The 22603-nt window shown below is 59.6% G+C and carries 18 protein-coding genes; 12 read left to right on the top strand and 6 right to left on the bottom strand.

Translation table 11 applies throughout. From position 1 onward, the window contains the following. Positions 1 to 361: 361 nt before the first annotated feature. From HMPREF3169_RS10760 to galE, 6 genes are all read left to right on the top strand, one after another. Positions 362 to 1717 (top strand): SLC5/6 family protein, encoded by a 1356-nt coding sequence (locus HMPREF3169_RS10760; RefSeq protein ID WP_371441021.1) that lies wholly within the window; start codon positions 362 to 364, stop codon positions 1715 to 1717. Between the two features lie 53 nt (positions 1718 to 1770). Beyond that, on the top strand, positions 1771 to 3144 hold the full coding sequence (locus tag HMPREF3169_RS10755; protein ID WP_070456496.1) for an L-serine ammonia-lyase: 1374 nt from the start codon (positions 1771 to 1773) through the stop codon (positions 3142 to 3144). A 130-nt stretch (positions 3145 to 3274) separates the two neighbouring features. After that, positions 3275 to 4024: a helix-turn-helix transcriptional regulator gene (locus HMPREF3169_RS10750; RefSeq protein WP_235591267.1), complete on the top strand. Its 750-nt coding sequence runs from the start codon at positions 3275 to 3277 to the stop codon at positions 4022 to 4024. Positions 4025 to 4206: 182 nt separating this feature from the next. Continuing rightward, the gene (locus HMPREF3169_RS10745) at positions 4207 to 5220 is read left to right on the top strand and encodes a sigma-70 family RNA polymerase sigma factor (protein WP_061922959.1); all 1014 of its coding nucleotides are present in this window, start codon (positions 4207 to 4209) and stop codon (positions 5218 to 5220) included. Positions 5221 to 5503: 283 nt separating this feature from the next. After that, positions 5504 to 6184, top strand: a complete 681-nt coding sequence (locus tag HMPREF3169_RS10740) for a metal-dependent transcriptional regulator (RefSeq protein WP_062040381.1) — start codon at positions 5504 to 5506, stop codon at positions 6182 to 6184. After that, entirely contained in the window at positions 6185 to 7168 is a 984-nt protein-coding gene (galE, locus tag HMPREF3169_RS10735; protein WP_070433212.1) for a UDP-glucose 4-epimerase GalE, read from the top strand. On the opposite strand, the gene HMPREF3169_RS10730 is transcribed toward galE, so the two are convergent. Continuing rightward, positions 7165 to 8268, bottom strand: coding sequence for a DUF4192 domain-containing protein (locus tag HMPREF3169_RS10730; protein WP_061922968.1), 1104 nt, complete (start codon positions 8266 to 8268; stop codon positions 7165 to 7167). The genes galE and HMPREF3169_RS10730 overlap by 4 nt on opposite strands. Positions 8269 to 8487: 219 nt before the next feature. Between HMPREF3169_RS10730 and HMPREF3169_RS10725 the strand changes: the two genes are divergently transcribed. From HMPREF3169_RS10725 to HMPREF3169_RS10715, 3 genes are all read left to right on the top strand, one after another. Beyond that, positions 8488 to 9522 carry a PAC2 family protein gene (locus HMPREF3169_RS10725; RefSeq protein WP_061922971.1) on the top strand — a complete coding sequence of 345 codons (1035 nt, stop codon included), beginning with the start codon at positions 8488 to 8490 and terminating at the stop codon, positions 9520 to 9522. Between the two features lie 44 nt (positions 9523 to 9566). Further along, the gene (locus tag HMPREF3169_RS10720) at positions 9567 to 12110 is read left to right on the top strand and encodes a DEAD/DEAH box helicase (protein ID WP_070456725.1); all 2544 of its coding nucleotides are present in this window, start codon (positions 9567 to 9569) and stop codon (positions 12108 to 12110) included. Positions 12111 to 12215: 105 nt separating this feature from the next. Beyond that, entirely contained in the window at positions 12216 to 12929 is a 714-nt protein-coding gene (locus tag HMPREF3169_RS10715) for a VIT1/CCC1 transporter family protein (RefSeq protein WP_070456722.1), read from the top strand. A gap of 62 nt (positions 12930 to 12991) precedes the next feature. On the opposite strand, the gene HMPREF3169_RS10710 is transcribed toward HMPREF3169_RS10715, so the two are convergent. Then, positions 12992 to 13516, bottom strand: a complete 525-nt coding sequence (locus HMPREF3169_RS10710) for an alkylhydroperoxidase, AhpD family (protein ID WP_062044182.1) — start codon at positions 13514 to 13516, stop codon at positions 12992 to 12994. A gap of 121 nt (positions 13517 to 13637) precedes the next feature. After that, the gene (locus tag HMPREF3169_RS10705; RefSeq protein ID WP_061922987.1) at positions 13638 to 14231 is read right to left on the bottom strand and encodes a peroxiredoxin; all 594 of its coding nucleotides are present in this window, start codon (positions 14229 to 14231) and stop codon (positions 13638 to 13640) included. A gap of 155 nt (positions 14232 to 14386) precedes the next feature. Here HMPREF3169_RS10705 and HMPREF3169_RS10700 point away from each other — a divergent pair, with 155 nt between their 5' ends. Then, complete coding sequence (locus HMPREF3169_RS10700; RefSeq protein ID WP_070456719.1) at positions 14387 to 15334, top strand: hydrogen peroxide-inducible genes activator; 948 nt, start codon at positions 14387 to 14389, stop codon at positions 15332 to 15334. Between the two features lie 47 nt (positions 15335 to 15381). Here HMPREF3169_RS10700 and HMPREF3169_RS10695 read toward each other — a convergent pair whose 3' ends face one another. Beyond that, complete coding sequence (locus HMPREF3169_RS10695) at positions 15382 to 16293, bottom strand: DUF2189 domain-containing protein (RefSeq protein ID WP_070456494.1); 912 nt, start codon at positions 16291 to 16293, stop codon at positions 15382 to 15384. Positions 16294 to 16396: 103 nt separating this feature from the next. Here HMPREF3169_RS10695 and hrpA point away from each other — a divergent pair, with 103 nt between their 5' ends. After that, on the top strand, positions 16397 to 20293 hold the full coding sequence (gene hrpA, locus HMPREF3169_RS10690) for an ATP-dependent RNA helicase HrpA (protein WP_070433215.1): 3897 nt from the start codon (positions 16397 to 16399) through the stop codon (positions 20291 to 20293). Between the two features lie 88 nt (positions 20294 to 20381). Here the strand turns inward: hrpA and nrdR are convergent, their stop codons facing one another. Beyond that, the gene (gene nrdR, locus HMPREF3169_RS10685) at positions 20382 to 20840 is read right to left on the bottom strand and encodes a transcriptional regulator NrdR (protein ID WP_061922995.1); all 459 of its coding nucleotides are present in this window, start codon (positions 20838 to 20840) and stop codon (positions 20382 to 20384) included. A gap of 253 nt (positions 20841 to 21093) precedes the next feature. After that, positions 21094 to 21489: a hypothetical protein gene (locus HMPREF3169_RS10680; protein WP_061922998.1), complete on the bottom strand. Its 396-nt coding sequence runs from the start codon at positions 21487 to 21489 to the stop codon at positions 21094 to 21096. A gap of 307 nt (positions 21490 to 21796) precedes the next feature. On the opposite strand from HMPREF3169_RS10680, the gene lexA reads away from it, so the two are divergent. Then, on the top strand, positions 21797 to 22516 hold the full coding sequence (lexA, locus tag HMPREF3169_RS10675; RefSeq protein WP_061923001.1) for a transcriptional repressor LexA: 720 nt from the start codon (positions 21797 to 21799) through the stop codon (positions 22514 to 22516). The last annotated feature ends 87 nt before the right edge of the window (positions 22517 to 22603 follow it).

Raw genomic sequence — 22603 nt, 5'->3', positions numbered from 1 at the left:
CTGTGACGTAGTTCATTGTTTAATTTAGAGTGTTGAACAAAGCACAATCTGGCGCAAAACTCAAATTTTAAGGGAGTGATAAAAAACGTACTTGCAATGCGATAATTTATTATCAAATCTTCTCCAAACAGGCTTATGATAAAGACACAGCGAAGCAACAAGGGCTGAAGCTGCAGGACACAGAGTTAAAAAGTCCAACTGCAGTTGCAAAATTGTAGCCGCGAGAAAATTCTCAAGACTTGCAAAGTTGCGCCAAGCTCTAAGGCTTCGGTCGATCAACTAGAGACATCAAGGAGACCAAAAAATGTCTCACTCAGTCTTGCGGAAAGACACCGCTAACCATCCGGAGAATGAGCCAAACATGCCTGAGAACATGAAGACCTCAAAAGCATTCAAAGCTGAACAAGCCGCAGGATTCGATCCTGCAGAATCCCCATTCGCCGGCACCACCGGCGCACCGAAGTGGAACAACTCCGACCTAACCTGGATGCTCTCCCTCTTCGGCACCGCAATCGGTGCAGGCGTTCTGTTCCTCCCAATCAACGCCGGCATCGGCGGCATCATCCCGCTCATCATCATGACGGTTGTTGCCCTGCCGATGACCTACTGGGCACACCGCGGCCTGGCGCGCCTGGTTCTCTCCAGCTCCAAGCCATCCGGTGACCTGACCGACGTCGTCGAGGAGCACTTCGGCATCAAGGCAGGCGTGTTCATGAACATCCTGTACTTCCTGTCCGTCTACCCCATCCTCTTGGTCTACTCCGTGACCATCACCAACACGGTTAACTCCTTCTTGGAGCACCAGCTCGGCATCACCCCGCCGGACCGCTGGCTGACCTCCCTGCTGCTCGTCGGCGGCCTCATCCTCATCGTCCGCATGGGCAAGGATGTCATCGTCCACGTCATGTCCTGGCTGGTCTACCCATTCATCGCCGTCCTGGTCCTCCTGTCCATCTACCTCATCCCGAAGTGGAACACCGCACTGTTCGATTCCTTCGACCTGAACGTTGCCCGTGAAGCTTCCGGCCACAGCTTGGGCGTCACCCTGATGCTCCTGGTTCCGGTTATGGTCTTCTCCTTCAACCACTCCCCGATGATTTCCTCCTTCGCAGTTGACCGCCGCGAGACCTACGGCAAGTTCGCTGAGGTCAAGGCGCGCACCACCCTGCTGCGCGCAGAAATCCTCATGGTCGTCGTCGTTATGTTCTTCGTCTTCTCCTGCGCACTGTCACTGTCGCCAGCTGACATGGCAGAAGCAAAAGCCCAGAACATCACCATCCTGTCCTACCTGGCTAACCACTTCGATACCCCGATCATCCAGTGGATTGCACCGATTATCGCAATGATCGCTGTTGCAAAGTCCTTCCTCGGCCACTACCTCGGCGCTGCTGAGGGCTTCGAAGGCCTCATCCTCAAGGGCAACAAGAACCTCGACAAGGACGACGCTGCAACCGCTCGCAAGCTCGGCACCATCACCCTCATCTTCATGCTGATTACCGCATGGTTGACCGCTTGGGCAGACCCATCCATCCTGGGCATGATTGAGACCCTGTGCGGCCCGACGATTGCACTCATCCTCTTCCTCATCCCGATGTGGGCAATCCACAAGGTTCCTGCACTGCAGCGCTTCAAGGGCCAGGCTTCCAACTACTTCGTCTTCTTCATGGGCCTGGTAGCTGTCGCCACCATCCTCTACACCATCGTCCAGGCTTTCTAAACACTAGAAACCCCCGGACCCCCTCTCCCCCTCGGAAGATTCAAGGAAAAGCAATGTTCATCAGCATTTTCGATATGTTCAAGATCGGCATCGGCCCCTCAAGCTCACACACGCTTGGCCCAATGAAGGCTGGTAAGGCGTTCGTAGATGAGCTCAAAGAAAAGGACATCTTCGACCACGTCACCCGCATTCAAGCCAACGTGTACGGCTCCCTCTCCCTGACCGGCATCGGTCACTCCACCGATAAGGCCATCCTCCTGGGCCTGGCCGGCGAGGTGCCAGAGACCGTAGACATCGACGGCATCAACGAATTCGTGAAGAACGTTCGCACCTCCGAAAAGCTCATGCTCGGTGGTACCCGCGAGGTCGATTTCCCGAAGGAAGGCGGCTTCTACTTCCACAACGAGTACCTGCCGATGCACGAGAACGGCATGTGCCTCATCGCCTTCAACGGTGATGAAGAGTTGCTCCACAAGACCTACTACTCCATCGGCGGCGGTTTCATTGTCTCCCAGGAAGATTTTGCAAAGCGCGGCGAGGACAACGTCAAGGTTCCATACGCCTACGCAAGTGCACAGGAAATGCTCGCCCTCTGCGAGCAGCACAACCTGACTCTTCCAGAGCTGGGCATGGCCAACGAGCTGGCACACGCCACCGAAGAAGAGGTCAAGGAGCACATGCGCAAGGTCCGCGATGTCATGTACACCGGCATCGAGCGTGGCTCATCAACTGACGGCCCGCTGCCGGGCCAGCTCCTCGTCCCACGCCGTGCTGCTGCTTTGAAGCGCCTGCTGGAAACGGATGAGCCGCACGACGGCCTCAACATCCTCGACTGGGTCAACATGTTCGCGCTTTCCATCTCCGAGGAAAACGCTTCATGTGGCCGCGTGGTCACCGCTCCTACCAACGGCGCTTGCGGCATCGTCCCAGCAGTCATCGCCTACTACGACAAGTTCGTTGAGCCGGTCACCGAAGAGATGTTCTCCGACTACATCTTCGCCTGCAACCAGATTGCTTCGCTGTACAAGATGAATGCATCCATCTCGGGTGCCGAGGTTGGTTGCCAGGGCGAGGTCGGCGTCGCCTGTTCCATGGCCGCTGGCGGTCTGGCTCAGCTCATGGGCGCTACCCCAGAGCAGGTCTGCATCGCAGCCGAAATCGCTATGGAGCACAAGCTCGGCCTGACCTGTGACCCGGTTCTGGGCCAGGTACAGATTCCGTGCATCGAGCGCAACGCAGTCGCTGCAATTGACTCCATCACCAGCGCCCGCATGGCCCTTGAGCGCGAGTCCAAGCCATGCGTCAGCCTCGATGACGTCATCTGGACGATGTACAAGACGGGTAAGGATATGAACGCCAAGTACCGCGAGACCTCCCAGGGTGGCCTTGCACTGGCTATCCACCCACCTATCCCAGTCTGCGGCTAATACTGCCGTAAGGCACACCTTGAGCGGGTGAACACAGCGCTTGGCCGCTCGTGTTTACCCGCTTTTTGTCGTGTTAATATCTATCCAACTTTCTTAAAGTGTCAGGAACTTAAAGGACATGCTTCAGCTGATGAATGAACTCAACAGTCATGGCATAGACCAAGATTTCCTCGGGCAGTACGTACCACTCGTCGAATTTCTAGGCCAGGCCTTGGGCCCAAACACTGAGATCGTTCTGCACGATCTCGATGTCCCAGATCAGTCAATCATCGCCATTGCGAACGGCCACATCTCCGGCCGCCAGATTGGCGGGCCTGTAACTGATTTCGCCCTGTGGTTTATGAAACAAGGCGACGCCTCCGCCGTCCCCATGATGACCGGCTACCGGGCCGTCAACACGGAAGGCAAGATTTGCCACTCCTCTAGCTACTTCCTGCGTGATGAGACGGGCCACATGCGCGGCATGCTGTGCATCAACGTCGACATCTCGGATCTCGTAGCAATCCGCAACGCCGCCAGCTTCCTCATCGGCAACACCGAGGAAGCACCGGATAAGGCCCAAGCCTTCGGCGGCTACCCGGGAGCAAGCGCAGCCCAGGCTGCTGTGACTGCTCTGGCCCCGCAACCAGAGCCAGAGGAGGCGGTCAGCGAATCGCTGCGCGACAACGTAGAGAACCTGTTGGACTCCATGCTGGATTCCGCGATTTCTACCCAGTCCGTGCCTGTCCGACGCATGCAGCGCGACGAGCGCATCGAGGTCGTTCGCGCCCTCGAAGATAGCGGCTTTTTCCTCTTGAAGGGCGGAATCGCCGCCGCGGCAGAGCGCCTCAGGGTCTCCGAGCCGACCATCTACCGATACTTGGTAAAGGTGCGTAGCTAGTGGCCCCAAAGGCCAACTGCAAGGCCAAACTGCCCATGCCATGAGTGAGCCCTCCCCCGTATGCGGGGAGGGCCTCCTTTATGTCTGCACTACTTTTGAAAAATTTTTCTAAACCGGGGAACTAAACGCGCAAGCACTTCGTTGTACCTCATGTACAAAGCCGCAACCTCAGGAGGCTAGAGATGGCTGAAAAGTCCCACACCAAGGCCGCTGACCTTGGAAACAATTCAAATGAAGAGGAGCCGGAGGTAGACCGCGGCTCACGCCGCAACCAGACCAATGACAACCCTTCCGCCGACTTGGTCCGTGTTTATCTCAACGGCATCGGCAAAACCGCACTGCTCAGCGCTGAAGATGAGGTAGAACTCGCCCAGCGCATCGAGGTTGGTCTCTACGCCGAGTACAAGCTGGCGAATGCAGAAAAGGTCACCCGCGCCGAAAAGCGTGATCTCAAAATTCTGGTCCGGGAAGGCAAGAAGGCACGCTCCCACCTGCTGGAGGCAAACCTGCGCCTGGTCGTTTCGCTTGCGAAACGCTACACCGGCCGCGGCATGCCACTTCTGGATCTCATCCAGGAAGGCAACCTGGGCCTTATCCGCGCCATGGAGAAGTTTGATTACGCCAAGGGCTTTAAGTTCTCCACCTACGCCACCTGGTGGATCCGTCAAGCCATTACCCGCGGTATGGCTGACCAGTCCCGCACCATCCGTCTGCCAGTCCACCTGGTAGAGCAGGTCAACAAGCTCTCCCGCATCAAGCGTGAGATGTACCAGTCCCTGGGCCGCGAGGCCACCAATGAGGAGCTGGCTGAAGAGTCCGGCATCGAGGAATCCAAGATCGAGATGCTGCTGCGTCAGTCGCGCGATCCTGTCTCACTCGACATGCCGGTGGGCACCGATGAGGAAGCACCACTGGGTGACTTCATCGAGGACGCCGAAGCTACCGACGCCGAATCCGCCGTTGTGGCGGCAATGCGTCACTCCGATATTCGCGGCGTCATCGACACCCTCGAGGAGCGCGAGCAGGACGTCATCCGCCTGCGCTACGGCTTGGACGACGGTGTCCCGCGCACCCTGGATCAGATTGGCCGCAAGTTTGGCCTTTCCCGTGAGCGTGTGCGCCAGATTGAGCGCGAGGTCATGGCCAAGCTGCGTGACGGCAACCGTGCAGACCGCCTGCGTGAGTACGCACTCTAATCTTTAGCCCTCTCCTGAGAAATTCTCTTCACCCTGTCAGCCACTTCTCCTTTAATAGGCAGTAGCTGACAGGGTTTCAATCTTTTATAGGTAGAATATGTGAAGCTACACCGCGCCGAAAGCAAGAGATGCGTTTATCCCTTTCGGAAGCAGGCTCGGCAAAGTGCGGTATTGTTTAGTTATTGTTCGAAGACGCTGCGAGCCATGTCGCCCGCACCGAAAGGTGCGTTCCGGCCTTTTTGCTCACGGCGCCTTTCACCATCGTGCAGAAAGGTATGCCCACGTGAGGGACCTAGTTGATACCACTGAAATGTACCTGCGTACCATCTACGAACTTGAGGAAGAAGGCATCACGCCCCTGCGCGCGCGTATCGCCGAGCGCCTTGAGCAGTCAGGGCCCACGGTATCTCAGACCGTTGCACGCATGGAACGCGATGGCCTGCTGCACGTGCGCACCGACCGCAGCCTCGACCTCACCGCCCAGGGCCGCGAGCTCGCCACGGCGGTGATGCGTAAGCACCGCCTCGCGGAGCTTTTGCTTACCAACGTCCTGGGGCTCGACATTCACAAGGTCCACGACGAAGCCTGCCGCTGGGAGCACGTCATGAGCGAGGAAGTAGAAAAGCGCGTTGTCGCCGTGCTTTCCGACGCCACCCGCTCCCCCTTCGGCAACCCCATCCCGGCGTTGGATCAATTAGGCATCGAGGTTGGCGAGGCACCGAGCGGCACCCGCGCCATCGACCTTCCCAACGGCGTAGAGACCAAAGCTACTATCACGCAGATTAACGAGATCTTGCAGGTAGATTCCGCCACGTTCCGCGATATCAACGCAGCCGGCGTCGTAGTGGGTGCGCCCGTCACCGTGGTCAACGCCAACGGTGCGGTGACCCTTACCACCGAATCAGGTGCCAAGATTGAGCTGCTCGACGATCTGGCACACGCAATCCGCATTGAGGTGAAGTAAATGAAACTCCTAGTCACTGGCGGCGCAGGCTACGTCGGCTCCGTCTGCGCGGCGGTTCTGCTGGAAGCAGGCCACGAAGTCACCATCATCGATAACTTCACAACCGGCAACCGCGAGGCAGTTCCGGCAAACGCGCGCCTGGTAGAAGGCGATGTCGCCGACGTTGCCGATGAGGTGCTCTCCGAGGGCGGCTTCGACGGAGTTGTCCACTTCGCTGCCCGCTCGCTAGTTGGCGAGTCGGTGGAAATCCCTGCCGACTACTGGGAGCACAACGTTGTCACCTCCCTGAAGCTGCTCAACGCCATGCGCGCTCACGGTGTCAACAACCTGGTCTTCTCCTCTACCGCCGCCACCTACGGCGAGCCGCAGCAGGTGCCTATCACCGAGGACATGCCGACCCAACCCACCAACCCTTATGGCGCGTCCAAGCTGTCCATCGACTACATCATCACCTCCTTTGCCAAGGCTTATGGCCTAGGCGCCACTTCGTTGCGCTACTTCAACGTCGCGGGCGCTTACGGCCTCATCGGCGAAAACCGCGAGGTGGAGACCCACCTGATTCCGCTGGTGCTACAAGTAGCTTTAGGCCACCGCGACAAGATCTTCATGTTCGGTGATGATTACCCCACCACCGATGGCACCGCCGTGCGCGATTACATCCACATCCGCGACCTCGCCGAGGCACACCTGCTCGCGCTTCAGAGCAACGAGCCGGGCACCCACCGCATCTACAACTTGGGCTCCGGCGATGGCTACTCCGTCAAGCAGGTCATCGAGATGTGCCGCGAGGTCACCGGCCACGAAATCCCGGCAGAGATTGCTCCCCGGCGCGCCGGCGACCCAGCCACCCTGGTTGCTTCCTCCGAGAAGATCAAGGTCGAACTGGGCTGGAACCCCACCCGCACGGATCTGCGCACCATCGTCACCGATGCTTGGAACTTCACCAAGCAGCTCGGCGATAAGGCTCATTCCGCCAAGCGCTAAGCCACTTTGCCGTCCCGGGCTTGCAGCGCCATGGAACGCGCAACCCCAGAGGAATGGCGCAGGGCTTCGGTCAGCTGGCTTGCTAGTCCCTTGCGGTAGAGCTGGTGGACCAGATTGCCGAAGGTATGCTCTGGGGCTTCCTCCAGCAGGATATTCAGCGCTGGCCCTGCCAGCTGGTAGCGCTCCATCTGCAGCTGCGCGATGGCATAAAGCACCAGCGCGTTATAGCGGATGACTCCCTCGAAGGTCTTCGCCGTGGCTAGCATCAGGATGGCCGCTTTGTCTGGCCGCTCGCAGAGCTTCTCGATGACCAGGTCGCGCGACCACGTGGTGGCCAGCCAGGTGGCGGCGGTCTCGAGAGCCTCGACGTCGCCAAGCGTGGCGTGTAAATCCTGCACCGCGCGCAGCTGCCACCACGCATCATCCAGGAACTCCTCAAGCGCTAACTCTGGGTCATCCTCGTAGAGCTCGATCTCTTCACGGAATTGCTGTGCCGCAGCCCGTGCGCGCTCTGCAATCTCGCGGCCCAACACCGTTCCTACCTGGTTATTGCCCGGCGCGAGCTTGGCATAGAGCTCCTCACGCGTTAGCTCCGGGATAAAGTCCTTATCCACGCAGTGGTGCATGGTGGGCGCAGAAGTCAGCGGTGGAATCTTTCCTTCCTGCCAATTCTTCATCGGCCCCTTGCCCTCGTGGTTGACGGCGCCGAAGAGAATTTCATAGCTGCCGCCGGTGATGATCTCCGGGGTATGCCAGGCGGCGTCGATGTCCATGCCGTCGTTGTGCTTGTGCAAGCCGTACATCCACTCGGCCAATGTGTCGACTTCGCTGGGTGGGCGCTGGGTGATAAAGAAGGCGAAGACGCCCTCGGTGCGGTCGGTGGTAATTGTCTGCCAAACTTCCTCCGTCGCCGCCTTGGCGTCTGCGAAGTCCACGCGTGCGACGGGGCCCAACGCTATGCCGTGTGGTGAAGGCTCGAAGGTTAGAAAGACTACGGAATCGGTGGGATAGAACCCGAGCACTCCTGGCAGGTTGGCCAAAAGGTGTCCCGGGGTGTTGATCGGTGGATAGCTGTGCTGATGTGTGTCTTGCTTGCTCATAGCACTCACTATGCGCGAGCGCGCGGGCCACACACTAGGGTCAGTCTTCCAAAACGGCCGAATCTGTGGATAACTCATCGCGACGCCACCTGCCATCCGGGGCTTTTAGGATCCTAAAGGGCGAAATTCAGGAATACTTGTTTAAGGCTCGGTGTTGAAAGCGGTAAGTGTCTTCCGAAGCTGTATTGTCGGAGCACAGGTTAAGGAGGTATCGCACGCATGCATGATGATCAAAGGCGCATCTACGAATTGGAATACCCAGCCCCAGTGGTGAAGGATTCTTCCAGTGAGGATAAAGGCCCCACGATGATCGTGGCTATGCACGGCTATGCCGATGCCGGCCAGGCGGTGGAGGCCTCTGCCGATCACTTGAAGGCCGCGCTGGAAAGCCGCCAGCTCGCCTCCTTCAATAGCGACGAGCTCATGGACTACCGCTCGCGCCGCCCCATGGTCACCATTGACCATGACCGCACCGTAGAAATCGAAAACATTGAGCTCGGAATCAAGGTGCTGCGCGATAACTCCGGCAAGTCTTTCCTGCTGCTTTCCGGCCCTGAGCCGGACCTTCGCTGGGAGGCTTTCACCGAAGCCGTCGTGGGCATTGCAGAGAAGTTCGATGTACACGACACGATCCTTCTCTACGCCGCCCCGATGCCGGTTCCGCATACGCGCCCCACGGTGATTACCGCGCACGGCAACTCCCCTGAGTTGGTAGGCCGCATGATGAAGATTGAGCAGACCATGATGGTTCCAGGCTCGGCCGCCCTCTTCCTGGAAAAGGCACTGGATAAAAAGGGCCGCAACGTCGCTGGCTTTACCGTTTCGGTCCCGCATTACCTGGCTTCCTCACCGTATCCGCAGGGTACTTTCTCCCTGCTGAACTCGGTGTCGAACGCCGCAGGCCTCAACCTGCCTCTGCGCAGCTTAGAAGAAGACATCACGCGCGTGAACCAGCAGCTCGAGGAACAGGTCATGGACTCCGAGGAGGTTTCCTCCGTGGTCCAGCAGCTCGAGCAGCAGTATGACCACTACCACGAGCGTTACCGCAAGGAGCACCCGAATGCTTTGCTGCCGGGTGAGGAATCCGTGCCCTCCGGCGAGGAAATCAGTGCGGAGTTCCAGGCTTTCCTAGCGAACCTGGACGGTGATTCCGAGCAGCGCCACGAGGTTCTGGACAGCGAGATCGATGACCGCGAAGATGCCGCCGATCGCGCTGCAGAAGATGACGAAGATAATCAGGAAGGCGAGAACTAGCCTCTTTCCACACGGCGGCGCCTTCATCCCCTAATGTGGAGAAGGTGAATCTTTCTCAGCTGCTGCCCGATCTCGCCGAAGTTCCTGATTCCCTCGTTGACGAGGCGATTTGGGATACCTTTACTAGCTGGACCACGCAGCGCGGCATTTCGCTGTACCCAGCCCAAGAGGAGGCCTCGCTGGGCATCCTCGCTGGCGATAACGTCATCCTTGCCACGCCCACGGGCTCCGGCAAGTCCATGGTGGCAAATGCCGCGCACTTCATCGCCTTGGCGCGTGGCCAGCGCAGTTTCTATACCGCGCCGATTAAGGCTTTGGTCTCCGAGAAGTTCTTCGCCCTGTGCGAGATCTTCGGCGCCGAGAACGTAGGCATGATGACGGGCGACGCCACGGTCAACGGCAATGCTCCCATCATCGCCGCCACGGCAGAAATTGTGGCGAACATTGCGCTTCGCGACGGCGCTGATGCTGCCATCGATCAGGTAGTCATGGACGAGTTCCACTACTACTCAGAGCCGGACCGCGGCTGGGCCTGGCAGGTGCCGCTGCTGGAGCTGCCGAAGACGCAATTCTTGCTGATGTCTGCCACCCTGGGCGATACCGGCTGGTTGGAAAAGGACTTAACCGAACGCACCGGCCGCGAGACCACGCTGGTGGCCGGCACCACCCGCCCGGTGCCGCTGGATTTCTCCTACGTGTTTACCCCGGTCCACGAGACCATCGAGGAAATCCTCTCCTCCGGTAAGGCGCCGGTCTATGTGGTGCACTTCTCCCAACGTGAGGCCGCCGAGCGCGCCCAAGCGCTGACTTCCCTATCTGGCATCATCACGCCGGAGGAAAAGGAAGCTATTGCCAAGGAGCTGGCGCACTTCCGTTTTTCCACCGCCTTCGGCCGCGACTTGTCCAAGCTTTTGCGTCGAGGCATCGGCGTCCACCACGCGGGTATGTTGCCGAAGTACCGCCGCCTCGTCGAGAAGCTTGCGCAGCAGGGGCTGCTTAAGGTCATCTGCGGAACCGACACCCTGGGCGTGGGCATCAACGTGCCGATTCGCACGGTGCTGATGACCGGACTGGCCAAGTTCGATGGTCAACGCCAACGCATTTTGAAGTCCCGCGAGTTCCACCAGATTGCCGGCCGCGCGGGCCGCGCGGGCTATGACACCGAGGGCACCGTCATCGTTGAGGCCCCAGAGCATGAGATCGAAAACGCCAAGGCGCGGCGTCGCCTCAGCAACGACCCGGCGCGGCTGAAGAAGCTTAAGAAGAAGTCCCCGCGCGATGGCGAGGTCTCGTGGTCCGAGAAGACCTTCGCCCGCCTGACCGAGGCCGAGCCGGAGCAGCTAACTTCGCAGTTCCGGGTCTCGAACTCGATGCTGCTCAACGTACTTGCCCGCCACGGCAACGGGTACGAGCATATGAAGCACCTGCTGCGTACCAACCATGACACCCGTAGCAAGCAGAACCAGGACATCCTGACCGCTATCGAGCTCTTCCGCGGCCTGCTGAACTCCGGCGTGGTGCAAAAGTCCACCAAGGGCCTGGACATTTACGGCCGGCCCTATCACTTGGTCCGCGAACTGCCTCGAGACTTCGCGCTGAACCAGCCGCTTGGGCCTTTTGCTCTCGCCGCACTCACGCTGCTGGACCCAGAGTCTGAGACTTACACCTTAGACGTCATTTCCGTTTTTGAGGCGATCCTCGATGACCCGCGCCAGGTGCTCGTAGCCCAGCAGAAACAGCGCCGCGGCGAGGAGATTGCCGCGCTGAAGGCCGACGGCGTCGATTACACCGAGCGCATGGCCATCGTTGAGGACATCACCTGGCCAAAGCCGCTGGAGGAGCTGCTCGAGCAAGCCTATGACACCTTCGCGGAGACCAACGCGTGGGTCAAGGAGTTTGAGCTGCGCCCGAAGTCCGTGGTCCGCGACATGTTGGAAAACGCCATGACCTTCTCGGACCTGGTGGCCACCTACGGCTTGGCTCGCTCCGAGGGCGTTATCCTGCGCTACCTCACGGACGCCTGGCGCACGCTCAAGCAGTCCATCCCGGAGGAATACATGAGCGAGGAGCTTGCCGACGTCGTCGTTTGGCTCGGCGAGCTCATCCGCCAGGTGGATTCCTCCCTCGTGGACGAGTGGGCGCAGATGGCCGGCGAGGATTCGCCGATTTCCCAGAAGGACCTGGAGCGCGAGCTGGCCTTCGGCGTTGAGGACCCTTCTGCCCTAACGTCCAACCGCCGCGCGTTTAGCATCATGGTGCGCAACTACTTCTTCCGTTTGGTGCAGCTTTTCGCGCTCGAAAAAGAGGATCGGCTGGCCGAGCTTCTGGACTACCTGGACGAGGTCCCCGACTTCGGCGCAGTCCTCGACGACTACTTCGACGAATACGACGACATCGATTCCGGCCCCGCCGCCCGTGGCCCGGAATTCTTCCGCGTTTCCGGCCAGGACACCCGCTTGTGGGAGGTACGCCAGGTAATCAAGGATCCTGAGGGCGATCACGGCTATCAATTCGTTGGACGCGTGGATCTCGACGCCTCCGATGCAGCCGGCGAGGTGCGCCTAGCGGAGCTGCGTATCGAGCACTAGCTTAGGAAAGGGTCTGCTACGCGCCGCCAGCGCAGCCTAACCATGCTAGACAGGCCCCTTGACCTGCGACGACAATAAGAGTCGAAAGGACAAAAGGTGAAGGCCATGGTTGATATACCCCCCCCCCCCGAACCACACGCGGCAAGCCATAACTCGCGGCTCAATTCGCTACGCGCAGCCGTGCTGGGCGCAAACGACGGCATCGTATCGGTCGCTGCGCTCTTGCTCGGCGTCGTTGGTTCTGGTGCCAGCGATCAAACAATCTTGACCGCTGGTCTTGCGGCCACGGTCTCCGGCGCAGTGTCCATGGCCTTGGGCGAATACGTCTCGGTGTCTGCGCAGCGCGACTCCGAGCGCGCGCTCATTGCCAAAGAACGCTGGGAGCTCGCCGAGTCTCCCGAGCAGGAGCACGCCGAGCTCACGGAGATGCTCGCGGGCTACGGCATGAGTGTGGAAACCGCGAGCCGCGCGGCCTACGAAATCGCCGATAATGACCCGCTCGATGCTCACCTGCGACTGGAACTCGGAATCGACGGCGATGACCTCACCAACCCCTGGCATGCCGCCTTTTGGTCGGCGGTCTCCTTCCTCGCCGGCGCCTTACTTCCGATGCTTGCCATCCTCATCGCGCCTTCCGCTGTAGCCGGCTGGGCCGTCGCCCTGGTTACGCTCCTAGCGCTTGCGCTTACCGGCTATATTTCCGCCCGCCTTGCCCGCACCGACTCCGCCCGCGCAGTCATCCGCCTGCTCATCGGAGGCGCCGCGGGTCTGGCCGTAACCTATGGAATCGGTACCTTGTTTGGGGTGGCCGTCGGCTAGCGCCGCGTTAAAACGCAAAAGGCTCGCACGATATTTCACCGTGCGAGCCTTTAAAAGTGTTTTTAGCGAGCAGCCTCAACCTGAATGGTCTGAGCGATAGCCTGGATAACGCCAGCGATCTTGACGCCCTCCCAGATCTGCTCCTTGGTCATGCCCTCTTCCTGCAGGGTCTTGGAGTGAGCAACGAGGCAGTGCTCGCAGCCGTTGATTGCGGAAACAACGGTGTTCCACAGCTCGAAGTTAGCCTTCTCCACACCCGGCTTAGCAATGATGTTCATGCGCAGGCCGAACTTAACTTGAGCGTAGTCCTCGCCCAACCAGCCCTTGGCGCGGTATGCAACGTTGTTCATTGCCATGACGGTGGCAGCGCCCAGCGCAGCCTCGATAGCCTCAGCGGAAAGGTGCTCCTTTGCCTCTTCCATGATCTCGGAAAGAACGGTGTCGTTGCGGGTTGCGGCAGCAGCAGCCAGCATTGAGCCCCACAGCTGCTCCTCGTTCAGCTCGGTGGAACGAGCGAGGGTGCCCAGGTTCAGCTTCTGGTCCTTTGCGTACTCCGGAAGGGAAGACTTCAGGTTATCGATAGACATATCTTGTGCTCCTTAGCGTTTTTGATAAGTGTTTTTCAGAAGAAGTTCAAAGGAAAGCCCCTTCGGTTGCCCGAGGGGGCTTTGTTGTCGCGCGTGACTATCACGCGCGGTTTAGTCACCCTTAGAGAGCAGACTGAACAACGTCCATCTTGTTGATGTTCTTGGTTGGGTCATTAGCTTCCCAGTTGCAAGCGCAGACCTCTTCGGACTGCAGTGCGTCCAGAACGCGCAGAACCTCGTCAACGTTACGGCCGACAGCGTCCGGGGTAACGGAAACGAACTGGATAACGCCGTCTGGGTCGATGATGAAGGTTGCGCGGTCAGCAACACCGTCAGCGTTCTCAACGCCGAGGGCGCGGATGAGGTCGTGGCGGATGTCAGAGAACATCGGGAAAGGAACTTCCTTCAGTTCTGGGTGGGTTGCGCGCCAGTTAAAGTGAGCGAACTCGTTATCGGTGGAGCCGCCGAGGATCTGGGTGTCGCGGTCCTGGAACTCCTCATCCAGCTTGCCGAAAGCAGCGATCTCGGTCGGGCAAACGAAGGTGAAGTCCTTCGGGTAGAAGAAGACGACCTTCCACTTGCCCTCGTACTTGTCCAGGGAAACCTGCTCGAAGTAATCCTCAGGCTGGTTAGCGTTAACGTCGTGCAGGTCGCCGCCCTTCAGTGCGGTGAGCTCGAACTCTGGGAACTTCTCGCCAACGGTCAAGATAGGCATATGAAAGACATCTCCTTATTAGATGTTGAATCAAAATTCTGGGCTGCGAATCTTCCAGCGCTTGTGGGGCCTAAAGCCCCGCCGCAGCCAAGTATGCCAACATCCGTTGCGCATGTCAATAGGAAATCCTATCGATGGATGTTAAAGTTATAGGCATGCACAATAAAGAGTACCGTCCCACACTCGCTCAGCTGCGAACATTCGTCACCATCGCGGAGAACAAACACTTCGGCACCGCCGCCGCAAAGCTGGAAATCTCCCAGCCTTCCCTCTCCCAAGCCCTCGTGGCCCTCGAACAGGGCCTTGGAATTCAACTCATCGAGCGCTCCACGCGCAAGGTAATAGTCACCGCCAACGGCGAAGAGCTCCTGCCCTACGCTAAAGCAACGCTCGAGGCCGCCGATGCGTTCCATGCCCATGCCCGCGGTGCCCACGGTACCCTCACTGGGCTGCTGACCATCGGCGTTATCCCCACCATCGCGCCATATATCCTGCCTACCCTGCTGCGGTCTATCACCGAGACCTACCCAGAACTCGAGCCGCGCTTCGTGGAGGAGCAGACGGAGCACCTTTTGGGCAAGCTGCGCGACGGCCAGTTAGATCTTGCCATCATCGCCCTGCCCTCCGAGGCCGCCGGCATGGTGGACGTGCCGCTGTACACGGAGGACTTCGTCGTGGTCACCGACAACAATGATGCCCTGGCAGGCCGCGAGGACCTCACCCCTGCAGAGTTAGATAGCCTGAAGCTTTTGCTTCTCGACGACGGCCATTGCCTCCGCGATCAAATCCTCGATCTGTGCCGCCGCGCGCATATCAACGCGTCTGAGGCCACTAACTCAGCTACTCGTGCATCCTCTTTGACCACCATCTTGCAGCTAGTTATGGGCGGGCTGGGCGCTACTTTGGTTCCGGAATCGGCCATTGCCACCGAGTGCACCAACCCGCACTTACAGGTCTCGCGCTTCGACCCAAGCGTTACCGCTGAGCGCGAGGTGGGCCTGGTCTTCCGCAGCTCCGCTGCTCGCGCCGAAGAGTTCCGCAAGTTCGGTGCTCTGGTTACCGCAGCCTTCGAAGAAGCCCTGCAGCGCTCGCGCAACGTATAAAAAATTCCTCGGCTCCTTGATTGGAACCGAGGATTTTTCTTTTATCTTTAGGCCTGTACGTAGCGGCCAGCACACTGGCGGAACAAGTGCGCCTCAGCCAGCAAGGAAACTGGAGCGAAGATGAAAAGGCCCAGACCAAGCGTGAAGATACAAGCGATACCCAGGCCGAACATCATCAGCGTATACAGCAGCAGCTGCATGTAGTTGGCCTTGCCCGCCATGAAGCCCTTCTTGATGGAATCGCCGATGGAGTCACCGTCAGCTGCGAACCATGGCATCAGCTTGTACAGCGGAGTGACCAGCCAGCCGATGATGACCATCACTGCCAGGATGCCGAAGACGGTGCCAGCAGCCGCCAGAGCTGCATCCTCGTCCTGAACGTCCGCGCTGGTGAGCGTGGCAAAGGCCGCGCCACCAAAGACCATGACGGCCAAAATCATGACCACGAAGGACACGAGGGCGATGATCAGCAGCATCAGGAAGGTATTGCCCCATCGTACGTCCTTACCGATGTAGGACCAGCCAGTCTTCAGATCATCAATCTGGAACAGCGCCAGACGCATGACGAACAAGGAGACCAGCAGGGAAATCACCTGCGTGATCACGTTGGAGAAGATATTGCCCGTGAACGCGGCGTTGCCGTCGCCGTTGGAGGCCAAGATGAATCCCACAACGGCACCGAAGATGCCGAATACAGCCAACATCAAAAGCGAACCCAAAATCCACAGCTGCCAGTTACTAAAGACCGTGCGGAATGCCCAGCCGATAGCCTTCGTCGCAGAAACCGGGCCGTTGTAGCCCACGCCGCCCTGTGGCTGCTCGTCGTAGCCAGCGTTCCCGCCCGCGTTGTAGCTACCGTAGGAAGGCAAGCCGTAGTCAGGACGGTCCTCCGGGTGGTTGGTTGGCTCATAACGCGGGAAATCCTTGCCGTCGCCTGCAGATCCAAAAGGTGAAGACATCTTCAATCCCCTCTATTTAAATTCATTTTCTTTTTCCTTGATCGCACCCACCCTATCAACATTTCCCGCCGCTTACGACGACTAGTAGAATTCACAACCAGCTATGACGACTTCTTCAACGCCCACCCGCGACGAGCTTTACGCCGCTCTCGACGAGGTTTCTACCAAAGATGCCCGCGCTTTCCGACGCCGCCTTCGCAAGGCCCGCTCGCCCCAAGCCCTCACCGCAATCGGGGGCGATATCCAACAAGCCCGCGAGCGCGTCGCGCTAATCGACGCCGCCGTTCCCCCTATTTCCTACCCCGAGACCCTTCCGGTTTCCGGCCGCAAGGACGACATCGCAGAAGCCATCCGCGATAACCAGGTGGTCATCATCGCCGGCGAGACCGGCTCCGGTAAGACCACGCAGATCCCTAAGATCTGCCTCGAGCTAGGCCGTGGCCGCAAGGGGCTGATCGGCCATACCCAGCCGCGTCGTCTAGCCGCGCGCACCGTCGCCGAGCGTATCGCGCAGGAGATGGATCAGAAGATCGGCGAGTCCGTGGGCTACGCCATCCGTTTCGATGATCGCGTGTCTGCTACCACTGCCGTGAAACTAATGACGGACGGCATCCTGCTCGCGGAGATGCAGCGCGACCGCTTCCTGAATGCTTATGACACCATCATCATCGATGAGGCTCACGAGCGTTCCCTCAACATTGATTTCCTGCTGGGCTACTTAAAGCGCCTGCTGCCTAAGCGCCCGGATCTCAAGGTGATTATCACCTCCGCGACCATCGACCCAGAGCGCTTTGCCCAGCACTTCGCAGACGGTGAGGGAAAGCCCGCGCCCATCATCGAGGTCTCCGGGCGCACCTACCCGGTGGAAATTCGCTACCGGCCGCTCGAGTTCGAGGCTGGGGGCAAGGTCGTCGATCAAGATCCGCTAGACGGCCTGTGCGAGGCCATCGAGGAGCTCATGGCAGAAGGAGAAGGCGACATCCTCTGCTTCTTCCCCGGCGAGCGCGATATCCGCGACGCGCAAGAGGCCATCGAGGCGCGCAAGTGGCGCGGCGTTGAGGTCACCCCACTGTTTGGCCGCCTGTCCAACGACGAGCAGCACCGCGTCTTTTCCGAGCACCGCGGCCGCCGCATCGTGCTGTCCACTAACATCGCAGAGACCTCGCTGACGGTCCCGGGTATTCGATACGTGGTAGACACCGGCACCGCGCGTATCTCGCGCTATTCCACCCGCACCAAGGTCCAGCGCCTGCCCATCGAGCCAATTTCGCAGGCCAGCGCCAACCAGCGTTCCGGCCGCTGCGGCCGTGTTGCCGACGGCATTGCCATCCGCCTGTACTCCGAGCAGGACTTCGCCTCCCGCCCAGAATTTACCGACCCCGAAATCCTGCGTACCAACTTGGCCAGCGTCATCCTGCAGATGATTTCGCTGCGCCTAGGCGATATCTCGGAGTTCCCCTTCGTGCAGCCGCCGGAGAACAAGGCCATTCGCGATGGCCTGCTGCTCCTCCGCGAGCTCGGCGCCCTGCACTCGCAAGAGGAAAAAGACGGTCTTCCGGTTCTCACCGACATCGGCCGCGACCTTTCCCGCATCCCCGTCGACCCCCGTATGGCGCGCATGCTCGTCGAGGCCCACCGCTCCGGTTGCTTGGAAGACGTCATGGTCATCGTCGCGGCCATGACCATCCAAGACGTTCGCGAGCGCCCCCTCGAATACCAAGCGCAAGCCGACCAAGCCCACGCGCGCTTTAAGGACGCCTCCTCCGACTTCCTCGCCATGCTCAACCTGTGGGATTTCCTCAAGGACGCCCGCACCGAGATGAGCGGCAATGCCTTCCGCAAGCGCATGAAGAAGGAATTCCTGCACTACATGCGCATCCGCGAGTGGTTTGACTTGGTGCGCCAGCTTAGGGACGTCGCCAAGCAGCTCGGATGGAACCAGCAAGAAGCCACCGAACGCCGCCCCGATGACATCCATATGTCGCTTTTAGCGGGCCTTTTGTCCAACATCGGCGCGCGCGATGGCAACTCCAAGGAATTCCACGGTGCCCGCAATACTCGCTTCCTAGTCTTCCCCGGTTCCGCGCTGGCGAAGAAGCCGCCGGAATTTCTAATGGCCGCCGAACTCCTCGAAACCTCGCGCCTGTGGGCACGCGACGTTGCCGCCATCGACCCCGCGTGGGTGGAAAAGCTCGGCGCGGACCTGCTACGTCACAACTATTCCGATCCCGTGTGGTCGCGCAAGCGCGCCGCCGCCGTGGCCACACAGCGCTCGACGCTCTACGGCGTGCCCATCGTGGTAGACCGCACGGTGCCCTATCACCGCGTCGACCCGACGGCCGCACGCGACATGTTCATCCGCTCTGCGCTAATTGAAGGCGAGTGGAATACCCACCACCACTTCTTCCATGACAACGTGAAGAAGCTGGAAGAGGCCGCCGAGTTTGAGGACAAGGCGCGACGCCGGGGTCTGGTGGTTTCGGAGGACACTCTCTTCGATTTCTACGACACACGTATCCCCGCCAAAGTCACCACGGGCCGGCACTTCGACTCGTGGTGGAAGAAGCAGCGTCACAAGACCCCAGACCTGCTGGACTTCGACCCGGAAAAGCTTATCGAGGAAGACCACGACGTCACCGAGGAAGCCTTCCCGGACAGGTGGCTGAAGGGTTCGATTGACTATGACTTGAGCTATAAGTTCGAGCCCGGCGATCCCCTCGATGGCGTCACCTTGATGGTGCCCGTGCCGTTGCTTGCAGGGCTGGATACGGAGGGTTTCGACTGGCTGGTGCCGGGTCTGCGCCTGGAGTTGGTCACGGAGCTAATCCGTTCCCTGCCGAAGGCGTTGCGCCGCACCGTGGTTCCCGCACCGGAGTTCGCAGAGCGTGCCCTGCCGCGTCTGCTTCCTTATGAAGGCCCCCTGACGCAGCAGCTTGCCGACGTCCTCCGCGAGCTCGGCGGCCAAGGGATCAACGCTTCCGACTTCCGGCCTTCCAGCCTGCCGCCGCACCTGCAGATGAACTACGCTGCGGTGGATAAGCGCGGGAAGGTTATCGATTCTGACCGGGACCTCGCAGCGCTCGTGCAGCGCCAGGCGGGGCACATCAAGTCCTCAGTCTCGCGGGTCGGACGCAAGTCTGAGTCGAAGGCCGTCAAAGAGTGGACGCCGGAGACGCTCGGCACTATTGACGAGGAAGTCCAAACGGTGGTTGACGGCCATGAGGTCACCGCGTACCCCGCGCTCGTGGCAACCGCGGACGGCGTTTCCCTGAAGGTTCACCCCACCAAGGCCGCTGCCGACGCTGCTATGTTGACCACCACTCTGACGCTGCTCCTGCGGGAGATTAACGTCAATCACCAACAGATGGTCAAGGGGCTGCCCTTGCAGCAGCGAGTGGCTGTCGACGCCTACCCGCACGGCGGCGCCGAAGGCCTCGTCGGCGATGCGCGGGTGGCTGCCATACGCGATCTCATGGTCGAAGCCGGCGGTGCGCCTCGGTCGCCGGAGGGCTTCGCCAAGCTTCGCGACGTCGTCAAGCCCCAGGTGCCTGGCCGCGTCCGACAATCCGTGGTGGCAATCGCACCAGGGCTTGCCGAGTATGCGAACCTGCGCGCCGAGCTCAAACAATGGGAAGGCCCTGCCATTGACGATATGCGCGAGCAGCTGAAGTTCCTGCTTCCCGAAAACGCCATCACCTTGCATGGCATGGCTCACCTGCGCCATCTGCCGCGCTACGTACAGGCTATGCGGATTCGTCTAGATGAGATGGGAATAGACCCGGACAAAGACGCGGACCGGCAGGCCGAAGTCGACGAGGCCAAAGCGTACCTCAACAATCGCCTGCGCAACCTGCCCGCCGGACGCGCCAAAACCCGCGAGGTCAAGGACATCTACTGGATGGTCGAGGAACTACGCGTCTCACTTTTTGCTCAGCGCCTCGGCACCGCGCACCCGGTATCCTTGCGCCGCATCCAAAAGGCGGTGGACAAGCTCCGCTAATCACCACGCTGTCTAGCTCCAAACACGGCCATACGCCGTTCGTCGGCATCCGCAAACGAGCACCAGCCCTCGGCTGGCACTGCGGCTCTTAAAAGTTATCGCGGTCGCGGCGGCGCATCAGGCGAATTTCGGATTCGAAATCGTCGGCGCTTTCGAAGGACTTGTAAACGGACGCGAAGCGCAGGTAGGCCACCTCATCAAGGTCACGCAGCGGCTCGAGGATTGCAAGGCCAATGTCGTTGGCGTTGACCTGGGAGGAGCCGTGGCTGCGCACGGTCTCCTCTACTTCTTGGGCGAGCTTTTTCAAAGCGTCGTCGCTGACGTCGCGTCCCTGGCAAGCGCGACGGACGCCGCGGATTAGCTTGTCGCGGCTGAACGGCTCCGCCAGACCGTTGCGCTTAACCACCAAAAGAACCGCTTTTTCCACCGTGGTGAAACGGCCTTTGCAGGAGGCGCACTCGCGCCGACGGCGGATGGCGGTGCCGGCGTCGACTACACGAGAGTCGATGACTCGCGACTGTTCATAATGACAAAACGGGCAGTACACCGCACGGTTCCTTTCACTTTCACGTCATCCACCTCCCACACGTGGAAGGCAGGCGTTAAGACCGCATTTAGTGTACTGCCCAAACAACTGGGGATGCCATTTTCCGGCCGGCATCCAAGCCGAGTGATTACTTTCCCACACCAACAGCGCCGCACGCCCACAGAACCGCACGCCAAGGGCTCCGCCTAGCCAAACGCGCGACGCCAAACGCGCGACGGCAGCTAACGCGCGACGGGCTAGCGTGCAGCGGCGGCTAGTGCGTAACGCCTGCCTGGACTACTTGGGTGTTCTCAGTGTGGACAGCACCAGTGTCAGCAGTCAATCCTCCGAATACAGTTCCGACGAACACGGCTGCACCAAAGACAGCGCCCAACAGATAATTCGCACGATTCGACTGCGCACGCGAATATTCTGGCTCGCCATGACCAGCGGCTTCAGCATTCGCGCAGCGGCGGATAGGGGCACCGTATGTTCGATTATCCACGCTAAGAGTTCGAACATCGTGGGGTGTTGTGGCTACCCCAGCGAGACGGACATCGTAGACATCTGCATCCCAAACAGAGGCTGCCGGCACGACGCGAGCGCGGTACGCGCGGCGAGCGTTAGTGGAAGTAACATGGGTGGAAGCGGTGTTGAGAGCGATAGCCATTGTGAGATCCTCCAGTGTTTGTACGTTGCGATTAACTGATGGTTGCAGAGTACTTTTCTGCTGCGACACGTTCGAAAAGTTCCATCGCTAATCCGTTCGAATTAGTTGCTATGTTCGATTTATAACAACTTTTCGAAAGTTTGTCCACACCTCCGGCAAATTTCTCGAACATTTGTCCCCCACGTGGTAGAAAAGAAGGGAGGTTTTTCGAAAATTCGAGCAACCCAAGTTCGAACAACCCAAGTTCGAACAACCCAAGCCGCGACGGAAGCCGCGCGGCAACTTCCAACCCCGCCGAGGAGAAACCGTGCCACGCAAGCCAGCTAAAAATTCCGCTAAGCCCGACATCAACTCCCTTTCGCCGCGTCAACGCCGCATCCTCGACGTCATTCACGACGCAGTCATGCTCCGCGGTTACCCGCCAAGCATCCGCGAAATCGGCGACGCTGCCGGCCTCCAGTCCACCTCTTCCGTGGCCTATCAGCTCAAGCAACTAGAAGAAAAAGGCTTCCTACGCCGCGACCCAAACAAGCCCCGCGCCGTCGACGTACGCCACCTCAATGAGGAAGAGCCCAAGAAGCCAGGACGCAAGGCCTCACCCAAGGAAGAACCGCAGCAGCCTGTCGACGCCACCCCAGAGGACGCTTCCGCAGTTTCCTATATTCCGGTGGTCGGCCGCATTGCCGCAGGTTCGCCGATTACCGCCGAAGAAAACATCGACACCTACTTCCCCATGCCTGATGACGTAGTTGGCAACGGCGAGCTATACATGCTCCAGGTTGTGGGAGACTCCATGCAGGACGCAGGCATCCTCAACGGTGACTGGGTTATCGTTCGTTCGCAGTCGGTGGCCGAGGAAGGCGAGTTTGTCGCCGCGCTTCTCGACGGCGAGGAAGCCACCGTCAAGGAATTCCACCGGGATTCCTCGGGCGTGTGGCTCCTGCCCCACAACGATGCTTACTCCCCAATCAAGGGTGACGATGCAGAAATCATGGGCAAGGTAGTTTCTGTATTCCGCAAGCTCTAATCACCCACTTCTGTTGCTTCAACGCCGGCCAACGGTTGCCCGAAAATACCCCCTTTTATGCGTAATTTTCCGGTTGTCCATTGGCCG

Origin of the sequence: Corynebacterium sp. HMSC08C04, assembly GCF_001807495.1 — a bacterium.
GTDB lineage: Bacteria > Actinomycetota > Actinomycetes > Mycobacteriales > Mycobacteriaceae > Corynebacterium > Corynebacterium simulans.
Note: the sequence above shows the minus strand (reverse complement) of the source record. Positions and strands in the feature narration are given on the sequence as shown.